Source organism: Roseibium sp., assembly GCF_965276855.1.
GTDB lineage: Bacteria > Pseudomonadota > Alphaproteobacteria > Rhizobiales > Stappiaceae > Roseibium.
The window spans coordinates 1,722,155-1,742,400 of the sequence record NZ_OZ255700.1 but is presented as its reverse complement, the minus strand read 5'-3'; the positions used below and the strand labels follow the sequence as shown (position 1 = coordinate 1,742,400).

Genomic DNA, 20,246 nt, shown 5'->3' with positions numbered 1-20,246 from the left:
GCATTCGTGACAAACGCACACAGCTCTGAAGACTTGCCCTATTTTCTTCGGCCAGCCGGACTTGTGCTGGTTGTTGTGGCCCTGATGGCTCTCAAAGTTTTTGCCGCGAGCCACGCGCATTTTGTCGAGGACGAAGCCTACTACCGGATCTGGGGACTTTTTCCGGCGCTCAGCTACTATGATCATCCGCCGATGATCGGCTGGTGGATTGCAGCGGGGCAATTCATTTTTGGAGACACCGTGTTTGCGGTGCGGGCATTGGTTATCTTTTCCGGCCTTATCGGATCGCTGGCACTTTGGCGGACGGCCTCCATCCTGTTTGATGCCCGCGTCGCCGGTTGGGCAGTCCTGTTCTTGAACACCAGCTTGCTGGTCGGTATTGGCGGAATTCTTGCTACACCGGATGCCCCATCGGTCCTGTTTTGGGGCTTGAGTTTTTGGGCGCTGGCCGAGCTTATCACTTCCAAAAACGCGAACTGGTGGTTGGTTGTCGGGTTGATGGCCGGGTGCGGGCTCTTGTCGAAATACTCGGTTTTGTTTCTCGGGGCCGGGATCGTGCTGTGGCTCTTGTGGGTTCCGGACGCCCGCCGCTGGCTGTTAACCTGGCAGCTCTGGGCCGGTGGATTGATTGCGGTCCTGACGTTCGCGCCGGTGCTCTACTGGAACCATCTGCACGACTGGGTCAGCTTCTACAAACAGTTCGGGCGGGCCGGCAGTGATGGGTATACCGCCAAGTACATCTTTGAGTTTATCGGCGCGTTTGTCGGTCTGCTCAATCCGTTAATCGCTCTTTTGGCAGCGTTTGGCGCAGGCCGTTTGTTCGGCCGCTTTTTGAAACAGGATGTGATTGCCTCCCTGATCATCCTGACCGTGATGCCGTTTGTGATTTATCTTGCCTATCACTCGCTGCACTCGCGCGTGCAGGCCAACTGGCCAGCGCCACTGTTTCCTGTCATTGCATTGATGGCAGCGGTCTTTGTAGGCGATCTTCAAGGCCGCTCGCGAAACTGGGTCAAGCTTGCCACAACCGGAGTCTGCCTTGGTCTTGTGATTGCGTTCGCCGTTCAGCTCCATGCGGTCTCGGCCTTTACAGGGCAGTTCGCGCGAAAAGACCCGACCCATCAGCTGCGCGGATGGCCGGAAATCGGCTCGGCTCTGAAAGACGTGGTCGGTAAGACGGACGCAGCCTTTGTTCTGACCTCCGGTTATGGCCTTAACGGTCAAATCGACTTTCTCATGAAAGACACGGTGCCGGTTTACCAGTTTACCCAGCGGATCCGCTACATCATGGCGCCAGAGCCGCAAGAAGGCGATTTTGATGGCACCGGGCTGTATGTTGCTGAAAGCCGCCGCGACCAAGCGGATGTCCTCAAGGCCCGGTTTGAAACCGTAGAGCAGGTCGCGACTTTGAAGAGATTGGTGAAGGGTGTGCCGTTGGAAGAGCTGGTGGTGTACAGGCTCTCAGGCCGGGAAACGGCTGCTCTTGATCCGTTAGAGACCAAGTAACACCGACTCAATAAGTGACGGATGTCACGATAAGACTTGCAAAACTCTACGAAGTTTTGCAGGGAGGAGCGTGTCGTTTCTTATGTATCCTTACCGCGCTGCATGAAAAGAATTACGCTTGGAGCCTTAGACTACGGACTTGCATTCGGGGTTGACCGCGCACTGCGTGATCTCGCCGAGCAAGGGCGTATCAGTGCGCTTGGTGCGCTCGTTGCGACGGAACTGTGGCCGCGGGAATTCCGGCCGCTGATCGAAACCGTCAAGGCCTCAAGTTCACGCACCCTTTTCGGGATCACGCTGGCCTTTACCGGCGACAGGGTATCGCCCATCAGCAGCCGGATGCATCAAACCTACGGCGATCGCATGTTTTCCCGTTCGAAGATGAACCGCCTGGCGCTTTTGCGGCTTCTCCCCGATGAGCTGCTGCTGGAAGAAACGCTGGCGCAACTGGGCCGCTACACGGTCTTGATGAAGCGGCAGCCGGACTTCGTTGCCGTTCGAGACGGGATGCTGGCGCGCAGCAGTGTGGCCCGAACAGTTTTCAAGGCAATCGGACACGCGGGATTTGATACGCCGCCGCATATCATTTCTCCGGTGCGGTCGGGCCTGAAAACCCTCCGGCTTCAGCGCTTGGCGAAGCCCTACGATCTGAAATTCTTGCCGAAAGCAGATCCGCTGCCTGAGGTCAGTGACAGGGAAGAACTGCACCGTCTTCTGCACAATCATTTTGACGGGATGGCAGACATGAGCTTTGTAGCCGCTATTCCTGGAAAAGCTGATGATCGGCTGCGTCGGGAGGAACCCAAAGCCAAGATCGCGATCCGGGAGTGTCAGTATGATGTCCTGGCGAGTGACCGTTTCTTTCACACGCTGGAAAAAAAGGATGTTTTCCTGAACTGAAAGTTTGGATTGCCCTTAAAACGAAAAAACGGCTCTGGGGGGGAACAGAGCCGTTTTTCGTGGAGGTCCGGAAGAGGGGGAGGGGCAACCCCGCTTCCATGTTTTTCAATATAGGGGTAGTTTGCGCATGGGCACGTGATGCACATCACAACAATGCGCGTATTTCGAAATTGGCCGGTTTGACGGCAATGTCTGCAGGGGGCAGGTGTGGCAAAGATCGATGATTTTCTGAAAAACAGCTTTTCTTTACAAGGGCTTGATTCGGAATTGGCGCTCGGGCTGTCAAAACTCGCCCGCCCGATAAAAATGGCTGCCAATGCCACTCTTTTCGAAAACGGGGACCCTGGAAACGGCTGTTATGCTGTTCTGGAGGGCTCTTTGAAGGTGTCGATCCTGTCAGTTGATGGGGATGAGCAGTTGCTTGCGGTTCTCGGACCAGGCGATCTGGTTGGTGAGCTTGCCTTGCTGGATGGCCGTCCCCGGTCTGCAACGGTCAGCGTTTTGAAAGAAGCGCAGCTGGCATTCATTGAAAAGTCCGCCTTTGAGCGGTTCGCCGATGAAAACCCCGCCGTCTACCGCCACATGCTGTCCATCGTCGGTAAACGTTTGCGCCATGCCAACGACGTCCTGGCGGCGCGTTCTTTCCTGCCGCTTCCAGGACGTGTCGCGCAGACATTGCTGCAGCTGGCCGAAACGTTCGGCAAGCCTCTCGATGATGGCCGCGTCCTCATCCACTACAAGCTCAGTCAGGCTGACATTGCCAACATGGCCGGAGCTGCCCGTGAGAATGTCAGTCGGGTCCTGAACGATTGGAAGCGCTCTGGAACGATCAGCCGGATCTCCGGCTACTATTGCCTGGAACAGGTTGATTTCCTGGAACAAGCTTCGACACTTTAGTCAGGACACCAAGCCTTCATATCTTCTGCGTGCCGGCCAGGATCGAACCAAGCGTTTGTTCATTCAGGCTGTCGAGGAACGCCTCCGCCGCCCTTGCCATTGCGCCCTTAAGCGCGCAGCGCGGTAAAAACGGGCAGCTTGCCGGTTCATCCTTGAGGCACGCGACCACGCCAAGATCCGGTTCAATCAGCCTCACCACATCGCCAATGCGGATGTCATCTGCCTCTTTGGCAATGCGGATCCCGCCGCCACGGCCCCGGGTCGTTTCCAGGTAGCCGGCCTTGGCAAGTTGAGCCACGATTTTCATGACATGGGATTTCGCCAGGCCAAGTTGCGCGGTCAGCTTGTCCACTGTCTGCGGTGCATCTGATTGGCTGATTGCCATCAGGAGTCTTAAGGCAAAATCACTGGCTTGACTGAGGCGCATTTCCAGAACTTTCAAAACATTCATTTTATATGTTGATTTTAGCGTGGACTTCTGCCATTTAAAAGATACATTTTAGATGAATGTTATGAGGTTGCGATGCAAATTAAACGAACACCACAGGAAACAGGCGGTGCTGTCTTCCGCTCCGACGGAGCTTGCAAGGAGCAATACGCCGAGGTTACTCCCGAGACGATCCGGATCCTTGTGCATTCATTCTATGGGACTTTGCGCCAGCAACCGCATCTCGGTGAGATCTTTGAAACGCGTCTCGGAGGGCGTTGGCCGGAGCACCTTGAGAAGATGGAACGGTTTTGGCAGTCCGTTCTCCTGAAAAACGGGACCTACAAAGGCAAGCCGGTTCCGGAACACCTGAAACTAAAGGAAGTGGTCAGCTCGGATTATGGCGACTGGCTCGACGTATTCCGGCCGGTAGCACGCGAGATTTTTGTTCCAGACGTTGCCGAAGAGATCATCGCCATTGCCGAACGGATTGCTCAGAGCCTGTGGCTCGCAACGTTCGGATTTGTCGGCAGTACACCGCCGGCGGAACTTTTTACTGAACAAGCCTGATAGGAGGGGCTCATGTTACCGGCAATCGTATTGGTGGCCGAAGGTCTGGTTGTTTTGTGGTTCGCGGTCTTCATCGGAATGATGGTGTCCATGTATCTGGATTCCAGATCCATGCCTTTGCCACGCCTCGATGTGGCGGGGCGAACGTTGATTGGCAGCGCCAAACTCGCCTTTGCAGTCGGAATGACCGCATTAGCGGCACTGACCTATTATGAAATCCCTATGTTCTGAGTTTACAGGAGACACCAATGTTCAGTGCAAAATGGACACAACGTGTCTTACCCATCCTCTTGATCTGGATTGCAGCACCAATGCCGCTTTGGATCATGGCCATTCTGATGCTGATTATCTGATTGATAGCGTTGTGTTTTGAAGCGGTTGGGCTAGGCTCGGTAAAACACGAAACTGGAGCGACCGCTTTGAGTGAAGAAACACCGCAAGGAGAACTGACCCTCCGGACAATGGCAATGCCGGCCGACACCAATGCATCTGGTGATATCTTTGGCGGGTGGGTACTTTCTCAGATGGATCTCGCCGGTGGGATTGCCGCCGGGCAAAGAGCGCAGGGCCGCGTTGTCACGATCGCAGTCGACAAGATGAAATTCATCCGCCCGGTCCATGTCGGAGACGTCTTGTGTGTTTACACAAGCGTCGGCCGCGTCGGGACAAGCTCCATGGAAATCAAACTGGAAGCCTGGGCTTTGCGCCACCGTTTCGGCGGCCGGGAAAAAGTCACCGAAGCGATTTTCACGATGGTCGCCGTTGATGACCAAGGCAAGCCACGTCCAGTCCCCAAGGACACTCCGGCTCCACAGTAATCAGGCGCGCAAGGATCTGCGCGCCAGCAGGTCCGCAAACAGCTCTTCATCGACCGCGCAAATGCAGCCATTGGCCCAAAGGCGCAACAATGCCTGTAAGCGGTCGACCCGCTCATGCTGGGTCAACCGGCGTTTGTGGCGTGGCAGTCCGCCATACACCCGAATGGTCTTCATGCGGGCCAGCACACAATCTTCCGCGGTAGATTGCCAGATCTCGGCCGCTGTCTGATCGGCCTCTTCGGCGTCCTGGTATCTGATCAACTCGGCCGCTTGTCCGGCCAGCGCATCTTGAAACAAAAAATCCTCCATCGGTTGCCCGAGGAGGACTGGCGCATGAAAACTACCGCTTCGTTGCCGCGCAGCCTCTTTTGAGTGTCTGGACGGCCGCATCCCTGTTGCGGAAACCACCTTGCCCGGTCGGCAGGTTGGCGAGGGCGCCAGCCCTTCTCTTGATGATGGCGGGCTTATGCCATGAGTTCCGTTTTTTGGCAAGTCATCCAAGAACCGAAGAACTCCAACGGTTATTGATTGCGGTCATAGTCGATTTTGCCATCGACCAGATGAATCCGCCTCTGCATTCGGCCGGCAATATCCATGTCGTGCGTAACGGCTATCACTGTGGTCTTTTGCTGATCGACAATTGATTGAAGCGACATAAATACCTGCTCTGTCGCGACAGAATCGAGACTGCCGGTCGGCTCGTCTGCAAGGATCAGGTCCGGCGCGTTGGCAAGCGCTCTTGCAACGGCGACGCGTTGACGCTGCCCGCCGGACAATTGAGCAGGTTGCCGGTGCAAAAAGTCTTCCAGACCGAGATCTTCCAAGAGACCTGCCGCGCGGTCTTTTTGCTCAGCTGCAGCAAGAGCGCCAAGTTTTTGCATTGGAATCATCACGTTTTCCAGAGCGGTGAATTCCGGCAAGAGAAAGTGGAACTGGAAGACAAAGCCGATCTTTTCCAGCCGCAAGTGAGCCATTTCGGACTTCGATAGATCGTGAGTCTTGCGGCCGCCAATCAGGACTTCGCCCTCCGTCGGCCGATCCAGGAGTCCAAGCAGATACAATAGAGACGATTTACCGGAGCCCGATGGGCCGGTAATTGCGACGAACTCCGATGAGCCGATCGAAAACGAGATGTCCTCTACAAGGGTGACCGGAACTACGGCTGGAAGAATGCGGGTCAAGCCTCGCGTCTCCAAAAGTGGGGCAGGGGTGGCTGGGATTGGGGCAACACTCATGTCAGGTCGCGCCCCGGATGATGTCGACAGGATTGAGCGCGGCGGCTTTTCTGGCCGGCACAAAACCGGCAATGCCCGCTGACAGAAGCGCTAGGCCACTCGCAATCATGTAATGCACATGAGAAAAGTATATCGGCAGACGGGTCATTTCGATGTCAGTGGTGACCTCGAATTTGATTGTTGCAAGATAACTCGACAATCCAAATCCAAGTGCAGACCCGACAAGTGCTCCGAGAACACCAATCACCAAACCTTCCAGGACGAAAATCTGCTGGATGTCGGGTTCCGGAAACCCCAGCGATTTCAGGATGGCAATGTCCCGGACCTTTTCGTGCACGATCGTTGAGATGATGTTGTAGATCCCGAACCCGGCGACCAGAAGAATACCACCGACAGCGGTGAACATGATCACGTTTCGGACAACGAAAGCCTCCATCAGCCCTTCATTGGCTTCTTCCCAGGAAATCGCCTTGTAGCCCAATTGCCGCTCGGCCCTTGCAGCAACTGCGACGGCTTCATCGATGTTTCTCAGCCGGATCGTGATGGCATTGATGATGTCAGGTTTTTCCAGAAGGATCTGGACGGCTTTGAGAGGCGCATAGGCGAGGCTTTCGTCGCTGGTGGTGATCCCGGTATGGAACAGGCCGACAATCTTGAACCGTTTCGCGACCCCGTTTGCTGAGGTCAGCGTGACTGTGTCTCCAAGGTCAGCGCCAAGCCGTGCGGCTGCCTTGTCGCCTAGAACCAATCCGTTGGAGGTTGTACCGAGGTCCTCAAAGGCCCCCTCCCGGATGTCCTCGCCAATGTTGGACACGAGAAGTTCCTGCTTTGGGCGGACACCAATCAGCGTCATGCCAATGTCCTGACCGCTGTAGCGCAACACAGCCTGACCCGCCAGGCGCTGGGCGATGTCGCCGTCAACCCAATCTCGCAGCGACGCTAACGCTTCCGTTGGATTGCGGATCCCACGCAAGTCCTCCAACGGCCGCAAACCGCGAAAGGCAACAGCATCATAAACGGAGCTGGCCGGTTGGGCTGTTGGCGTCCGCTTATCATCCTTGATCTCCACATGCGGAATGGCGTCGATTAAGGTTGCCATGAAGTCTCGTTGAGAGCCCTCCATGAGGGCGGCCATGGCAATGGAAAACCCAACACCGAGTGCAACACCAAGCGTGGAGACCACCGTTTGCCGGAGCCTGTTGCGCACATGGGTCGCAGCGATGCGGAGCTGAAGGATCATTCTGGCGTGCCCTCGGCCACCGGCTCAACCTTCTGGCCATCAGAGAGATCGTCGCGAAACGGCAGGAGAACAGCATCTCCGTCAGCAAGGCCGTCGAGAATTTCGACAGCGCGGGTTCCGGTAATTCCTGTTTCGACCACTATGGTCTCAACGGTGTTGCTGCTGGAAACAGTCTGAAGCCGCTGACCATCGAGAGCGGCCACCGGTATGAGCACCGTTTCCGGCTTTTCAAGGGTGACTATGTTGATTTCGGTGGTCATGCCGATGTGAAGCGGCGTGTCCTTTGGAAGATCCAGATAGACGCGATAGTTCTTCAAAATCGGATCGCCTTTGGGCGTAATCCGGGCAACGGTCGCAGTGAGGTCTTGCCCCGGAAAGGCGTCCGCACGAACCAACGCTGTTTGGCCCGCAGCGACTTTTGGAATGTCCTCTTCATTCACCTCTGCGACAAGTTGCAAGGGTTTGGGCTGGCCGATCCAGAACAGGATGTCACCGGGTTCAGCGACCTCGCCGACAGACCCGTCCTGCCGCAAAACGACGCCATCCATTGGCGCGACGATCTTGTAGTCCCGCAGACGTTCTGTTTGCGCGGCTATGACGGCATTGACCTGGATAAGCTCGCTCTGCGCGCGGTCATAAAGATGCTGGCTGATGACCCGGCGCTCCAGCAGCTGCAACGCCCGCTCACTCTCAGATTTCGCTAGGGATTGGCGGGCTTCCAATTCCGCAAGTGCGGCCCGCGCATCGCCGCTGTCGAGCTCGGCCAGTTGATCGCCCTTTTGCACGACCATGCCCTCACAGCCGCACAAGGATACGATGCGTTCCCGTAAAATGGACGTGACCTTCGCCCAGTTGACCGGTTCGACCACGGCCGTCGCATAAACAACGTCCGCAGCCGATCCAATAAACGCTTCAGTGACGGTTACCTTCGGAGGTCTGGCAGACCACCAGCTCCATGCTGAAAAAGCCGCACCGAGAGCGGCAAATATGAGCAAATAGCGGAAGTATCGCATGGCACTACCTGTTTCGTATCCGGCCAAACTAGTCCGTTTGACGAGGCCCGCCATGCGGTGGATCAATCGACAGATTTCACGAGGAATTTAGTCTCTCAACCCTGCTCAGAAACAGAAAAGCCGGCGGATTACTCCACCGGCGATATTCTCAAAAGTAAAGGATAATCAGAGGTACGAGACCTTGACCACCAGCTTGCCTGTATTGCTGCCATCAAACAGCTTGTTGAAGACGACTGGTGCGTTTTCCAGCCCTTCTTCAACATGAAGCCGGTACTTGAGTTTGCCTTGCATCATGAGTTTGCTGAGTTCTGAAAACAGCATCGGATAGGACGCATAATGGTCCGGCATGGTGAAGCCCTTGAGCATCAAACGCCGCCGGATGATGGTTGTCATATCAAGTGGATCAGGGTCGACATCGCCGTTGTAAGCGGAAATGAACCCACAGAAGATCATGCGGCCATGCGCGGCCATATTGCGGAAGGCTGCCTTGAAGGGCGCACCACCGACATTCTCGAAATGCAGGTTGATGCCGTCCGGAGCGAACTCGGCAAGCCCTTTGCTCAGATCATCGGTCTTGTAGTTGAGGGCTGCGTCAAAGCCGAGGTCCTTGGTCAGCCAGTCACACTTTTCCTGTGTCCCCGCAATACCGATCACGCGCAAGCCGAGCGCCTTGCCGATCTGGCCGACCAGAGAGCCAACCGACCCGGCGGCTCCGGTTACACAGAGCGTTTCGCCTTCCTTCGGTTGACCCTCAATGACCAGGCCCTGATAGGCGGTGACCCCCGGAAGGCCAAGGACGCCCATATAGTGCTCAATCCGGTCCATTTGCGGCACGACGCTGATTTCGCCGGGAGCTACGTCAACATACTCGGTCCACCCGGGCGTTCCTGACACCCAATCGCCGACCTTGTAGGCATCAGACTTGCTTTCCTCGACAATGCCGACGCCGAGAGATCTCATCGTCTCGCCCAATTGGACAGGCGGGATGTAGCTCTTTGTGTCCGGCGACACCCAGCCGCGCATGGCAGGGTCCAGGGAGACATAAACGACACGAATGCGCGCCTTGCCATCTGCCAGAGGTCCCATGTCTTCTTCGACACGGTCGAAGTGCTCCGGTCCAAGTCTTCCTTCTGGACGGGATTTCAGGGTCAAGCGCAGGTTCTGCATCTCAATGTCCTTGGTTTAACTCACAATGTGTATATGCACCGCATTATACGTAAGCGAACCATTGGGGAGGGCGCAAGGGGCAAGAACGTGCCTTTGCGTGTTCCGCTGTTGTCACCGCGGAGGGCGACTGACCGAGAGAAGAATTGCTTTCAGGAAATTCGAGTTCGAATAACCGCACTGATGCCAGTCATGATGCCGGTCAGTAATGCGGTGGTTTTTCGACCTGGTGACCAGGCAACACGTTTTCAATCAACTCTTCGACCTGATCGGTCATGTTGAGGAGTTTTCGGGCCAGCCGGTCAATCTGTTTCCCTTGCTCAACGACAACGCCATTGAGCTCATCAATCGTATGATTGGCGTGAGCAAGGTCGATCTCAAGTTTTTCGAGCCTACTGTTCAAATCGGCGCTCATTAGGAAGGTCTCTTTGCATCAAAAAGCTTGGGTCACTGTCTAGTGGCATTCCCAACTGACAGCAAACGAATCTGTCATTTGACGGAACCAGATTGCGATGTGGCGAATGATTCTAGTCTTTCAGAATAGATCGGCCTGCGACAAAAAGTTTCGGATTTAAATATCGACTTGGGCGACGAAGCTGATGCCGATTTGACATGCAGGATCAATAAGCTGAAAGAAAATCGAAACACCGATACCGGTTGTGCCGTAGGGTCAGAGATGATCCGGCTGAGTCTTGGGTGGGAATGGTTCTCAAGTTGCCATTGAGTGGGCAGGGAGCTCTTTTTGTAAGGATAACAAATGATCTCCGGTGAGCAATATGCTCAGGCGACCTGATTTGACACGGATCTATATGTCGTCAAAGTTGCAACCAAAAATAGTATATAAGTAAATTTATGAATAGGCGAGGTGTCGTTAGGAGAAAATGCTGCAGTGCAATATAAATAATTAAATAAAGTTGTATGAAAAACGATCTATAAATCAAAAATTGCTTTTGGTTACTTGGTGAGGATCAAGTCCGATTTATTCCATTATCCGAATATTAGGTTTTCTCTCTTCTGTTGGGAGCATCTTTGATGACGTCTCAGGAGGAGATAGGGAATGATCAAATCAAAAATTGCGGTACTCCTGATTACCGGACTTTCCATAGCTGGTGCCACCACTGCATTCGCGAGTGACCGCGGCACAGCAGATGAGGCGACGGCAATGCTCGACAAAGCCGTGGCTCACTATCAGTCGGCTGGGGCGGATACGGCACTCGCAGATTTCTCTGCAACCGACAAGGGTTGGCAAGATCGGGATCTCTACGTTTTTTGTTTCGATGATGCAGGTGTGACGGTCGCTCACGGTGCCAACGCAAAACTAATTGGCCGTGACCTGTCGGGCCTAAAAGATGCTGATGGCAAAGAGTTCGTGATGGAACTTGTGAGCACAGGCAAATCTGGTGGTGGCTGGGTTGACTATCGTTGGCCGAACCCGGTGTCCAAGAAAATCGAGCCGAAGTCTTCGGTCGTTAAATCCGCTGGTGACCACATCTGCGGCGTTGGCATCTACAAATAAGGCGTCTGCGCGCTTCATTTCACCTTACTGAATTTGTCGATGGCCCTATGGGCCATCGGCCGTCAATCAAAATAAATATTGGATGGAAAAATGAACTGGTTCGCCAACCTTGCCTTAGCAAAAAAGATGTTCGTCACGCCGGTCATCCTGTTGGTGGGATTGGGAATTGTTTCCGTCATTTCGTTCTTGGCGATCGATCAGCAGCGTGCTGCGGTTGAAAATCTGAGCCATGTCCAGATCAAGGCCTTTGCGGATATGAACCGCGTCAAGGAAAACCTCTCAGGCGCTCAACTGTCGCTCTATGACCTGATGACGACCGCTCAAAATGAATCGGACATGGACAAAATCAATGCCAAGTTCGAGCAATCGACCGCGCAGCTCAAGGCGATCGTGACTGATTTCGAAGAGTTGGATTTAAGCAAGCTGAACAATACGGACCTTGCCCAACTCCAGGCCGGCGCGGTCGACAACGCCAAAAAATACTCAGAGTCGGCCCTCGGGACAGCAGACATGGCAACTCTTGATGTCGCGACAGCAAGTATCTTTATGAACGATGCGACTCAGCTTCACGCCATACTCGTAGATGACGTTGACAAGCTGAAGACCGTTGTCGACGGTCTGCGGGTTGAGGCCACGGACGCGACACTCAGCGGCGCGCAAGAGGCCATGCAATTGTTTTTGCTGACAGTGGGTCTTGTTGCTCTCGTCGGGCTGGTTGCGAACTGGTTTATCTCCCGCATGATTTCCCGTCCGATTGTCCAGATCATTGGCTCGATGACCGCACTTGCCGATGGAAACTCTGACGTGGATGTTCCGGCGACGGACCGTCGCGACGAGATCGGGCAGATGTCACGCGCCCTTGCCGTCTTCCGTGAGAACGCTCTCGAAGTGGAGCAGCTTGAACAGGAGAAAATCGAGCGCGAGCGCCTGGCAGCGGAAGAAAAGCGGGCTTCGATGAACGCCCTTGCCGATCAGTTTGAGACGGCGTTGATGGGGATCGTCGATACCGTTACGGATTCCTCGACCCGCATGCAATCGACCGCCCAATCCATGTCGTCCGTTGCGGAGCAGACCCAGCAACAGGCCTCCACCGTGGCATCTTCTGCGGAAAACGCATCACAGAACGTGCAGACTGCGGCTTCTGCGGCGGAAGAAATGTCGGCTTCCATCGGGGAGATCAATCGGCAGGTTGCTGAATCTGCGGATATCTCCAACCAGGCCAATGCGGAAGCCGAACGGTCCAACGACTCCGTCCGGGGCCTGGCCGACGCGGCAAGCAAGATTGGAGAAGTGATCGAACTGATCAGCGGGATCGCAGAGCAGACCAATTTGCTGGCACTCAATGCAACCATTGAGGCCGCAAGGGCCGGGGAGGCTGGCAAGGGGTTCGCTGTTGTTGCCTCGGAGGTGAAAAACCTTGCAACCCAGACGGCCAAGGCGACCGAAGAAATCGGTGCGCAGATCTCCGGCATGCAGTCGGCAACGGGAGAGGCCGTCGAGGCGATCCAGTCCATCAGCCAGACCATTGGGCAAATCAAGGATATCTCGGATACGATTTCGGGCGCCATGAACGAACAGGGCATCGCAACGCGTGAAATCGCTGCCAGCACGCAACAGGCGGCCTCCGGCACCGCCGAGGTCGGGCACACGATCAATGACGTCGCCCAGGCGGCATCAGACACCGGCAATGCGGCCAAGGAAGTTCTTGAAGTGGCTGTCGATCTGTCGGATCACGCCAGGACCTTGCGTACCCAGGTTGAGGACTTCCTCGGTCAGGTCCGCGCCGCCTAAATAAGGCTTTTTCAAATACATCACAATGAGAAAGGCGGTTGTCATACAGGCCGCCATTTCTTTTTCATCAGACTTCTCCCGGCAACCATTCCAGGACAAATCCGTCCGGAATTGCGATGGTTGTCGGTCCCAATGAAGCTGCCTTGACTTGGAACTCCCTAGCTGCAAATCGGCACAAAGAAACTTTGGTGAGTGGCCCATTGTAGTGTGCAAAAGGGCGGCCTGGGGCCGCCCTTTCCGTAAGACTTTGTGAGCTGAGGCTTCTTGGAAGCCCATGCTGCCTCCCGTGCCGCACAGCGACACAATCAAAATGATGGGCGGTTTTAGAAACAAAAAGGGCGGCCCGAGAGCCGCCCTTTCCGCAAAGCTTTTTGAGCTGAGACTTCTTAGAAGCCCATGCCGCCCATGCCGCCCATGTCGCCGCCCGGCATTGCCGGTGCTGCGTCTTTCTTCGGCAGCTCAGCAACCATGGCTTCGGTGGTGATCAGGAGACCTGCGACAGAAGCTGCGTCCTGCAGGGCAGTACGGACAACCTTGGTCGGGTCAATGATACCAGCTTCGATCATGTTGACGAATTCTTCGGTCTGAGCGTTGAAACCGAAGGTGTCGTCGCCGTTTTCCTGGATCTTGCCAACAACGATGGAGCCTTCAACACCAGCGTTCTCGGAGATCTGACGGATCGGAGCTTCCAGAGCGCGCAGGACGATCTTGATCCCGGCAGCAATATCAGCGTTGTCAGAAGCCAGGCCTTCGACAGCTTTCTTCGCACGCAGCAGAGCCGTACCACCACCCGGGACAATGCCTTCTTCAACCGCAGCGCGGGTTGCGTTCAGAGCATCATCAACGCGGTCTTTTTTCTCTTTCACTTCGATTTCGGTCGCACCGCCAACACGGATCACAGCAACACCGCCAGCGAGTTTCGCCAGACGCTCTTGCAGTTTTTCACGGTCGTAATCGGAAGTGGTTTCTTCGATCTGAGCCTTGATCTGACCAACGCGGCCGTTGATGTCGTCCTTGGAGCCAGCGCCATCGACGATGGTGGTGGTTTCCTTGGTGATCGCGACTTTCTCAGCGGTGCCGAGCATATCGAGGGTTACGTTTTCCAGCTTGATGCCGAGGTCTTCGGAGATCACGGTGCCGCCGGTAAGGATCGCGATGTCTTCCAGCATGGCCTTGCGGCGGTCGCCGAAGCCCGGTGCCTTTACAGCTGCGATTTTCAGGCCGCCGCGCAGCTTGTTGACAACGAGAGTTGCCAGAGCTTCGCCTTCAACATCCTCTGCAATGATGAGCAGCGGACGGGAAGACTGAACAACAGCTTCGAGGATCGGCAGCATGGCCTGCAGGTTGGAGAGTTTTTTCTCGTGCAGCAGGATGTACGGCTTTTCCAGGTCAGCCAGCATCTTGTCAGCGTTGGTGACGAAGTACGGAGACAGGTAGCCGCGGTCGAACTGCATGCCTTCAACGACTTCCAGCTCGGTTTCCAGAGACTTGGCTTCTTCGACGGTGATCACACCTTCGTTGCCAACTTTCTGCATGGCTTCTGCAATGTCCTGACCAACCTGCACGTCGCCGTTGGCAGAGATGGTGCCAACCTGAGCAACTTCTTCAGACGTCGTGATGGTCTTGGAAGCAGCTTCAAGGGACTTGACGGCTTCAGCTGCAGCAAGGTCAACACCGCGCTTCAGGTCCATCGGGTTCATTCCGGCAGCAACAGCCTTTGCGCCTTCTTTGACGATGGCCTGTGCCAGAACGGTTGCGGTGGTCGTGCCGTCACCAGCGATGTCGTTGGTCTTGGAGGCAACTTCGCGCACCATCTGTGCGCCCATGTTTTCGAACTTGTCTTCCAGTTCGATTTCCTTGGCAACGGAGACACCGTCCTTGGTGATGCGCGGAGCACCGAAGGCTTTGTCGAGAACGACGTTGCGGCCTTTCGGGCCAAGGGTCACCTTAACGGCGTTTGCAAGGGTATCGACACCACGGAGCATTTTCTCACGTGCGTCGGAGGAGAACTTTACTTCTTTAGCAGACATAGGGTCGTCTCACCTAAATTGTTGAGTTTGAAGTCGGACAAAAGCGGTTCGCTGATTAAGCGATCACACCCATGATGTCGGATTCCTTCATGATCAAGAGATCTTCACCGTCGATCTTGACTTCGGTGCCGGACCACTTGCCGAACAGAACGCGGTCGCCAGCTTTGACGTCCAGGGCAACAATGTTGCCGGAGTCGTCACGGGCGCCGTTGCCAACAGCAACGATTTCGCCTTCTTGCGGCTTTTCCTTAGCGGTGTCCGGGATGATGATGCCACCAGCGGTCTTCTCTTCGGAGTCGACGCGGCGAACTACGACACGGTCGTGAAGTGGACGAAATGCCATAAGACTGTTTCCTCTCATGAGCGCGCCCCACGCAATAGGCAGCGCGCGAGACATGATTATTGGGTTACTGAGAACAGGAGAGATTACCCCTCCCATCCGCAATTAGCACTCCCTTGTGGCGAGTGCTAACAGCGCCCAAGGATTTATGTATCGGGAGGGGGCTTGTCAATGGCGGACGGAAGATTTTCTGACCGGACTCGGCACATCAGTAGCGCACTGTTAACGCTTGCCATTCCCCGCGTCGAAGTCAGGACTGTATCCGCTTGATTTGCGAGCGGTTTCCGCCGCCCTTTGCTGGCGGATCAGTTGGCAGTTTGAACGGTAAACGGCAGTTTGAAGCTGGCGGTCTGATTGCCGGTTTGATCCGCAAAACTGGCTTCGAGTTCATAGTCTCCAGCGGGCAAACCATCGAACTGAAAAGACAGGCTGGCGGAAAGCTGGCGTTGCTTGGACCGGGTTGTGCCAGTGAATTCTGCGAAATCGGATTGCTCGCTCAAGACCTGACCAGATGGGTTGAGCAGGCGATAGCTGGCGGCGAGTTTGTAAGTGTAACCGTCTTGCGACTGTTCGAACGCGTAACCTACGGGCTCGGCATAAAGAGCAATCGTATCCCCCGAAGAAAACGTATTGTTCGCGCGCGCAGTGTACTTTCCGTACCCGCTGCCCGGACCATCAGTGAAAGTTACGGTCGAAAAAGCGAGACCATCGGCAGTCCAGGCCGCATCGAATGCGGTCAGGGCTTCGGTGAAAGCTGGCGAGGGTGATGGGAAATCCGGCGTTTGAGCAAAGGCAGTGCCTGCCGCCGCGAATATACCAAACACCAATGCAAGAGAAGTTGAATTCCGCCCAAGCTTTAACCGGCTAGCCTGCTTCGTCATATAAATCCCCGCCGCCCTTAGATCTTGTCTTTTCTTAGCGATTTTGCCGATATAGACCGAGCGCCGCCAAGAAACAAGGAAATGTGTGCGTTGCGGTAAATATAGCCGGTTAAAGGCTGCGGGCAGACCAGGATTGTTTTTTGCGATAGATCGTAGACGGGCTGATCTCGAGTGCCGCAGCGGCCATGGCTATGTTCCCATCAAACGCATCCAGGGCATCTTCAATGATCCGCCGCTCTTGAGCCCAAAGAGGTTCGATTGCACCGAAGGGCCGGCTGGCCGGAGCTGCGCGGGACCGCTCGCGGGACAGGTCGATAACTCCGTTCGGACGCGTCAGAGCATCGCGAATGACCAGAGGCAGCATGTCATGGGTGACTGCGGCGCCATCGTTCATCACAACGATCTGGCGGATTGTATTCTCCAGTTGGCGCACGTTGCCCGGCCAGCCGTAGGAGACGATCCGGGCTTCTGCATCCGCGTCAAATCCGCGGAAATTGCGCCGTTCTTCACTGGAGTAGCGTTTCAGAAAAGCCTCTGCCAACGGAAGGATATCGTCCCGCCGCTCCCTCAATGAAGGTAAGTGTACAGGCAGCACATGAAGGCGGTAGTAGAGATCCTCGCGGAACCGGCCGGCCGTGATTTCCGTCAACGGGTCCCGGTTGGTCGCGCATATGATCCGGGCATCGACTTTGCGGCTTGCGGTGTCGCCAAGTCGCTGGAACGTGCCCGTTTGTAAAAAACGCAGCAGCTTGCTCTGCAACAGCAGATCCATTTCGCCGATCTCATCAAGGAACAGCGTGCCGCCATCGGCTTGTTCTGCCGCGCCGGTTCGGTTGTCCGCAGCCCCGGTGAAAGCGCCCCGGACATAACCGAAGATTTCGCTCTCGATCAGATCCCGGGGAATGGCTGCACAATTCAGGGTCACAAAACGGCCGTTGCTGCGGTCGGACAGTTCGTGCACCGCGGCAGCACACAGCTCTTTGCCGGTTCCAGATTCACCGGTAATGAAAACAGGTGCCTGCGATGGTGCCATGCGGCGCACCTGATCGTGAATATCCAGCATCGCGGCGGATGTGCCGAGCAGCCTGTCGAGACCCAAAGCTTGTTTCGGCTCAGGAATACTACGTGTCGCAGGCAGGTTATCCTGGCTAACGGCCTCGACCTGGACGGCCCGATCTGCCGTCTTTTGGCACGGTTTCGGCACAGGCCGGCGTTGTTGCAGCTGGAATGTGATTTTCGATGCGAGTGCATCCAAGGAAAACGGTTTGGTCAGAAAATCGTGCGCCCCGGCACGCATTGCACTGACGGCGCGGGAAACAGAACCCATGGAAGAGACCGCAAGTATAACAGCCTTGGGGCAGCGCACTGCGTAAGCTTCGAGTGCTTCGTCGCCGCCAATCGTCTCGAGATCAATGATGAGTATGTCGGTTGTTTTGTCAGCCAAGTCTTGCAGGCAAGGAGCGGTGTCTGTGTAGAGGATCGGTTCAGAACATTCGGCAGATAACCTTCCGCAAACTGCCGAGGTGCGGGCTGCTTCAGACGCCGATGCGTCTAAAACGCGTACAATCACAGGCAAAGTCTTGCCCTCTTTACTCCCCATCGCAGGGCAACTCCCATCGCTTCGGTCATAATCCTTCGGGGCTCGAAAGATTGACTAATGGGATAATTCGCCAAACAGGGTAAACAAAGCGTTGTCACAAAGCGCAAAATGCAGTTTTTGCCCGGAAAGGGATTGAAACGCGGAAGTTATTCACTGCCTGCCCAAGAACCGGCCAGGAAACAAGCTGCAATCGCAACGACAATCCAGCCAAGTGGATATCGCGGTTGGAAGACTGTGTTTATGAACCACCCAAACATGGGGGCACGGCTCGTGAGCAAAGCTTGTGATGAGGTGGATAGACCGCTCGGATCCTCCAGTTCCAGATTTGCGGAACGAGCAGGGCCTCCCTAGAAGCATGCAAGGTGTGTGTCGGTTGTGGTTGCACCTTCTTCGAACGGGTCAAACCGTAGTGATTGCCCTGACACGGGCCTATAGAACGCCTCTCCGCTCCAGCGAGATTGCTTGTAGACATGAAGCTTGCGTTAGGAAATTCTATGACGTGAGCATTTGATTTCAATTCTTAATTGCCGAAAAAGGGGCAAGGTGGTTCCATTCAATGCGGAACGCGCGAGAGATATCGGGCAATTGAATTGGTGTGCGGGTCTTTTTAGAGCCGCATTGCACGCATAGTCGGGGACAAGTCGCCAAAAACAGGTTTTCCAGCAGCTTACGGATTCGGAGGCTGCGCTGTCTTAAGGCATGATTAACCAGTCTTTTTTGATTCGTATCGGGTAGATTCAGTACCAAATGGGCCGAACTGCGACCATATTTGTAGCGATATGCATGGTGATCATCGCGCTGTCTTCGGCAGCGGTGCTGATTTTCCAATTTGGCCGTCCATTTGGTGAAGCCGTGTCCCTGTCGCTAGCGCTAATGTGCACGATGATTCTTGTTCATCTGCTGATTGGGCGGTCGCGAGACCGCGGCGCTGTGAGCGACGCCGTAGAGCGCCTTGAAGAGCGCATGACGGATCTCGACGAGGATGTCGGCAATCTGGAAGGCCGCCTTACTGGCATGGAACACACGATGCCGCGCCGGACCCGGGCCGAAATCGACCCGTTGTTTGCAGAAGTCGAAGTGCTCGGCACTCTGGTGAAGCAGATGGCTGAAGCCATGTCTGACCTTGAAACTAAGGTGGAGGATCAGCAGGCCATTGCACCTCCGCCACCCATGCAGAGTTTGCCACAATACCAGCCGCCTCAGCAGCCAAACCAAGGATATCCGCAGACCAACGGCCAAGGTCAAGCTCATCCGGGTCAGTACCCGCAGCAAGCGCCAGTACCGCACCATACTCCTTACGCGCCACCGCAAGTGCCGCAACCTGGCCCTTACAATGACGGCGTCGTTCCGACCCATCGTGATATGTCTGAGCTGGACCGTCGCTATGGCGTGCACGTGCCACGCGATGGTCGTGTGCCGGATAGTGGTGCCGGTGCGCGCGAAATCGATGAAGGATTTGCCGATCTTCCGGCTGAACCATCTGCGGAGCGCTCGACCAAGCCAGGGCCCAACCCGGCCATGAATGAGCTCATCACATCGGCGCTGAATGCAAACCGCGTTGAACTTTTTCTGCAACCGATTGTGAGTTTGCCTCAGCGTCAGGTGAAGCACTACGAAGCGTTTACTCGCCTGCGGAACGCCAATGGCGATTCCATTGAGGCGCAAGCCTTCATGCCCGAAGCCGTTCGCTCCGGACACATCGCCCGCATCGACAACTTGCTTCTGTTCCGGTCGGTTCAGGTTATCCGCAGGCTGATGTCGCGCAATCGCAACGCTGTCCTGTTTTGCAACATCTCTTCATTGTCGTTGTCGGACAATACTTTCTTTCCCGGCTTCCTGGAATTTGTCCGGTCCAACCGTGAGTTCTCAGACGCCCTGATTTTCGAGTTCTCGCAATCCGATATCGCTCAGATGGGCGCGGTTGAGCTGGAAAGCCTTGCAGCGCTTTATGAATCCGGTTTCCGCTTCTCTGTTGATCAGATTGACGACATGAGAATGGACTTCAACAGCTTGGCGGGCCGTGGCTTCAAGTATGGCAAGTTGAATGCGGATTATCTGATCGGCCGACGGGAAACCAATCACGGTCACATTCACCCGTCCGATTTTGGGGATCTGCTGCACCGCTATGGAATGGAACTGATCACTGATCACGTTGAAACCGAGTCCCAGGTGCTTGAGCTTCTCGACTTCGACGTAAAACTGGCCCAGGGCAACCTCTTCTCACCGCCGCGGCCTGTGCGGGCGGAAGTCTTGCAAGGCACACCGGCGCCACGCAAAAAAGCGGTAGGCTAAACCAGCTCCGGTATCAAGCCGTCCGT

The 20,246-nt window shown here is 55.4% G+C and carries 20 protein-coding genes and 1 riboswitch; of the genes, 9 read left to right on the top strand and 11 right to left on the bottom strand.

Translation table 11 applies throughout. From position 1 onward, the window contains the following. Positions 1 to 6: 6 nt before the first annotated feature. From ACQY4Z_RS07965 to ACQY4Z_RS07955, 3 genes are all read left to right on the top strand, one after another. The gene (locus tag ACQY4Z_RS07965) at positions 7 to 1,506 is read left to right on the top strand and encodes an ArnT family glycosyltransferase (RefSeq protein WP_428528199.1); all 1,500 of its coding nucleotides are present in this window, start codon (positions 7 to 9) and stop codon (positions 1,504 to 1,506) included. Positions 1,507 to 1,608: 102 nt separating this feature from the next. After that, positions 1,609 to 2,406, top strand: coding sequence for a ChbG/HpnK family deacetylase (locus tag ACQY4Z_RS07960; RefSeq protein ID WP_428528197.1), 798 nt, complete (start codon positions 1,609 to 1,611; stop codon positions 2,404 to 2,406). Positions 2,407 to 2,613: 207 nt separating this feature from the next. Next, positions 2,614 to 3,303, top strand: coding sequence for a Crp/Fnr family transcriptional regulator (locus ACQY4Z_RS07955; protein ID WP_008195708.1), 690 nt, complete (start codon positions 2,614 to 2,616; stop codon positions 3,301 to 3,303). A 16-nt stretch (positions 3,304 to 3,319) separates the two neighbouring features. Here the strand turns inward: ACQY4Z_RS07955 and ACQY4Z_RS07950 are convergent, their stop codons facing one another. After that, entirely contained in the window at positions 3,320 to 3,754 is a 435-nt protein-coding gene (locus ACQY4Z_RS07950) for an RrF2 family transcriptional regulator (RefSeq protein WP_209179344.1), read from the bottom strand. Between the two features lie 72 nt (positions 3,755 to 3,826). Between ACQY4Z_RS07950 and ACQY4Z_RS07945 the strand changes: the two genes are divergently transcribed. The 3 genes from ACQY4Z_RS07945 (at position 3,827) to ACQY4Z_RS07935 (ending at position 5,118) form a co-directional block, all read left to right on the top strand. Beyond that, the gene (locus tag ACQY4Z_RS07945; protein WP_428528194.1) at positions 3,827 to 4,300 is read left to right on the top strand and encodes a group III truncated hemoglobin; all 474 of its coding nucleotides are present in this window, start codon (positions 3,827 to 3,829) and stop codon (positions 4,298 to 4,300) included. Between the two features lie 12 nt (positions 4,301 to 4,312). Continuing rightward, complete coding sequence (locus ACQY4Z_RS07940; protein WP_133948456.1) at positions 4,313 to 4,531, top strand: hypothetical protein; 219 nt, start codon at positions 4,313 to 4,315, stop codon at positions 4,529 to 4,531. 230 nt (positions 4,532 to 4,761) lie between these two features. After that, positions 4,762 to 5,118, top strand: a complete 357-nt coding sequence (locus tag ACQY4Z_RS07935; protein ID WP_133949632.1) for an acyl-CoA thioesterase — start codon at positions 4,762 to 4,764, stop codon at positions 5,116 to 5,118. On the opposite strand, the gene ACQY4Z_RS07930 is transcribed toward ACQY4Z_RS07935, so the two are convergent. The 6 genes from ACQY4Z_RS07930 to ACQY4Z_RS07905 form a co-directional block, all read right to left on the bottom strand. Beyond that, a complete protein-coding gene (locus ACQY4Z_RS07930; RefSeq protein ID WP_209172628.1) occupies positions 5,119 to 5,415 on the bottom strand; it encodes a hypothetical protein in 297 nt (98 codons plus the stop codon). Between the two features lie 40 nt (positions 5,416 to 5,455). Next, positions 5,456 to 5,579: riboswitch (SAM-I-IV-variant riboswitch) on the bottom strand. 60 nt (positions 5,580 to 5,639) lie between these two features. Next, complete coding sequence (locus tag ACQY4Z_RS07925) at positions 5,640 to 6,353, bottom strand: ABC transporter ATP-binding protein (protein ID WP_428528191.1); 714 nt, start codon at positions 6,351 to 6,353, stop codon at positions 5,640 to 5,642. Position 6,354: 1 nt separating this feature from the next. Then, positions 6,355 to 7,593 carry an ABC transporter permease gene (locus ACQY4Z_RS07920; protein WP_428528189.1) on the bottom strand — a complete coding sequence of 413 codons (1,239 nt, stop codon included), beginning with the start codon at positions 7,591 to 7,593 and terminating at the stop codon, positions 6,355 to 6,357. After that, positions 7,590 to 8,606: an efflux RND transporter periplasmic adaptor subunit gene (locus ACQY4Z_RS07915; protein WP_428528187.1), complete on the bottom strand. Its 1,017-nt coding sequence runs from the start codon at positions 8,604 to 8,606 to the stop codon at positions 7,590 to 7,592. The genes ACQY4Z_RS07920 and ACQY4Z_RS07915 overlap by 4 nt, the downstream gene beginning before the upstream one ends. A 165-nt stretch (positions 8,607 to 8,771) precedes the next feature. Beyond that, positions 8,772 to 9,773: an NADP-dependent oxidoreductase gene (locus tag ACQY4Z_RS07910; RefSeq protein ID WP_428528185.1), complete on the bottom strand. Its 1,002-nt coding sequence runs from the start codon at positions 9,771 to 9,773 to the stop codon at positions 8,772 to 8,774. Between the two features lie 199 nt (positions 9,774 to 9,972). Continuing rightward, positions 9,973 to 10,185: a SlyX family protein gene (locus tag ACQY4Z_RS07905; protein WP_428528183.1), complete on the bottom strand. Its 213-nt coding sequence runs from the start codon at positions 10,183 to 10,185 to the stop codon at positions 9,973 to 9,975. A gap of 642 nt (positions 10,186 to 10,827) precedes the next feature. On the opposite strand from ACQY4Z_RS07905, the gene ACQY4Z_RS07900 reads away from it, so the two are divergent. Together ACQY4Z_RS07900 and ACQY4Z_RS07895 are read left to right on the top strand one after the other, a co-directional pair. After that, positions 10,828 to 11,286 carry a cache domain-containing protein gene (locus ACQY4Z_RS07900; protein ID WP_428528181.1) on the top strand — a complete coding sequence of 153 codons (459 nt, stop codon included), beginning with the start codon at positions 10,828 to 10,830 and terminating at the stop codon, positions 11,284 to 11,286. Positions 11,287 to 11,376: 90 nt separating this feature from the next. Beyond that, entirely contained in the window at positions 11,377 to 13,077 is a 1,701-nt protein-coding gene (locus tag ACQY4Z_RS07895; protein WP_428528179.1) for a methyl-accepting chemotaxis protein, read from the top strand. Between the two features lie 386 nt (positions 13,078 to 13,463). Here ACQY4Z_RS07895 and groL read toward each other — a convergent pair whose 3' ends face one another. The 4 genes from groL to ACQY4Z_RS07875 all read right to left on the bottom strand — a co-directional run bounded on the left by groL (position 13,464) and on the right by ACQY4Z_RS07875 (position 17,928). Then, positions 13,464 to 15,107, bottom strand: coding sequence for a chaperonin GroEL (gene groL, locus ACQY4Z_RS07890; RefSeq protein ID WP_428528177.1), 1,644 nt, complete (start codon positions 15,105 to 15,107; stop codon positions 13,464 to 13,466). A 55-nt stretch (positions 15,108 to 15,162) separates the two neighbouring features. After that, positions 15,163 to 15,450: a co-chaperone GroES gene (gene groES / locus ACQY4Z_RS07885; protein WP_141188295.1), complete on the bottom strand. Its 288-nt coding sequence runs from the start codon at positions 15,448 to 15,450 to the stop codon at positions 15,163 to 15,165. 302 nt (positions 15,451 to 15,752) lie between these two features. Beyond that, the gene (locus ACQY4Z_RS07880; protein ID WP_428528175.1) at positions 15,753 to 16,328 is read right to left on the bottom strand and encodes a hypothetical protein; all 576 of its coding nucleotides are present in this window, start codon (positions 16,326 to 16,328) and stop codon (positions 15,753 to 15,755) included. A gap of 109 nt (positions 16,329 to 16,437) precedes the next feature. Further along, positions 16,438 to 17,928 (bottom strand): sigma-54 dependent transcriptional regulator, encoded by a 1,491-nt coding sequence (locus ACQY4Z_RS07875; RefSeq protein ID WP_428528173.1) that lies wholly within the window; start codon positions 17,926 to 17,928, stop codon positions 16,438 to 16,440. A gap of 783 nt (positions 17,929 to 18,711) precedes the next feature. On the opposite strand from ACQY4Z_RS07875, the gene ACQY4Z_RS07870 reads away from it, so the two are divergent. After that, positions 18,712 to 20,220: an EAL domain-containing protein gene (locus tag ACQY4Z_RS07870; RefSeq protein ID WP_428528171.1), complete on the top strand. Its 1,509-nt coding sequence runs from the start codon at positions 18,712 to 18,714 to the stop codon at positions 20,218 to 20,220. The last annotated feature ends 26 nt before the right edge of the window (positions 20,221 to 20,246 follow it).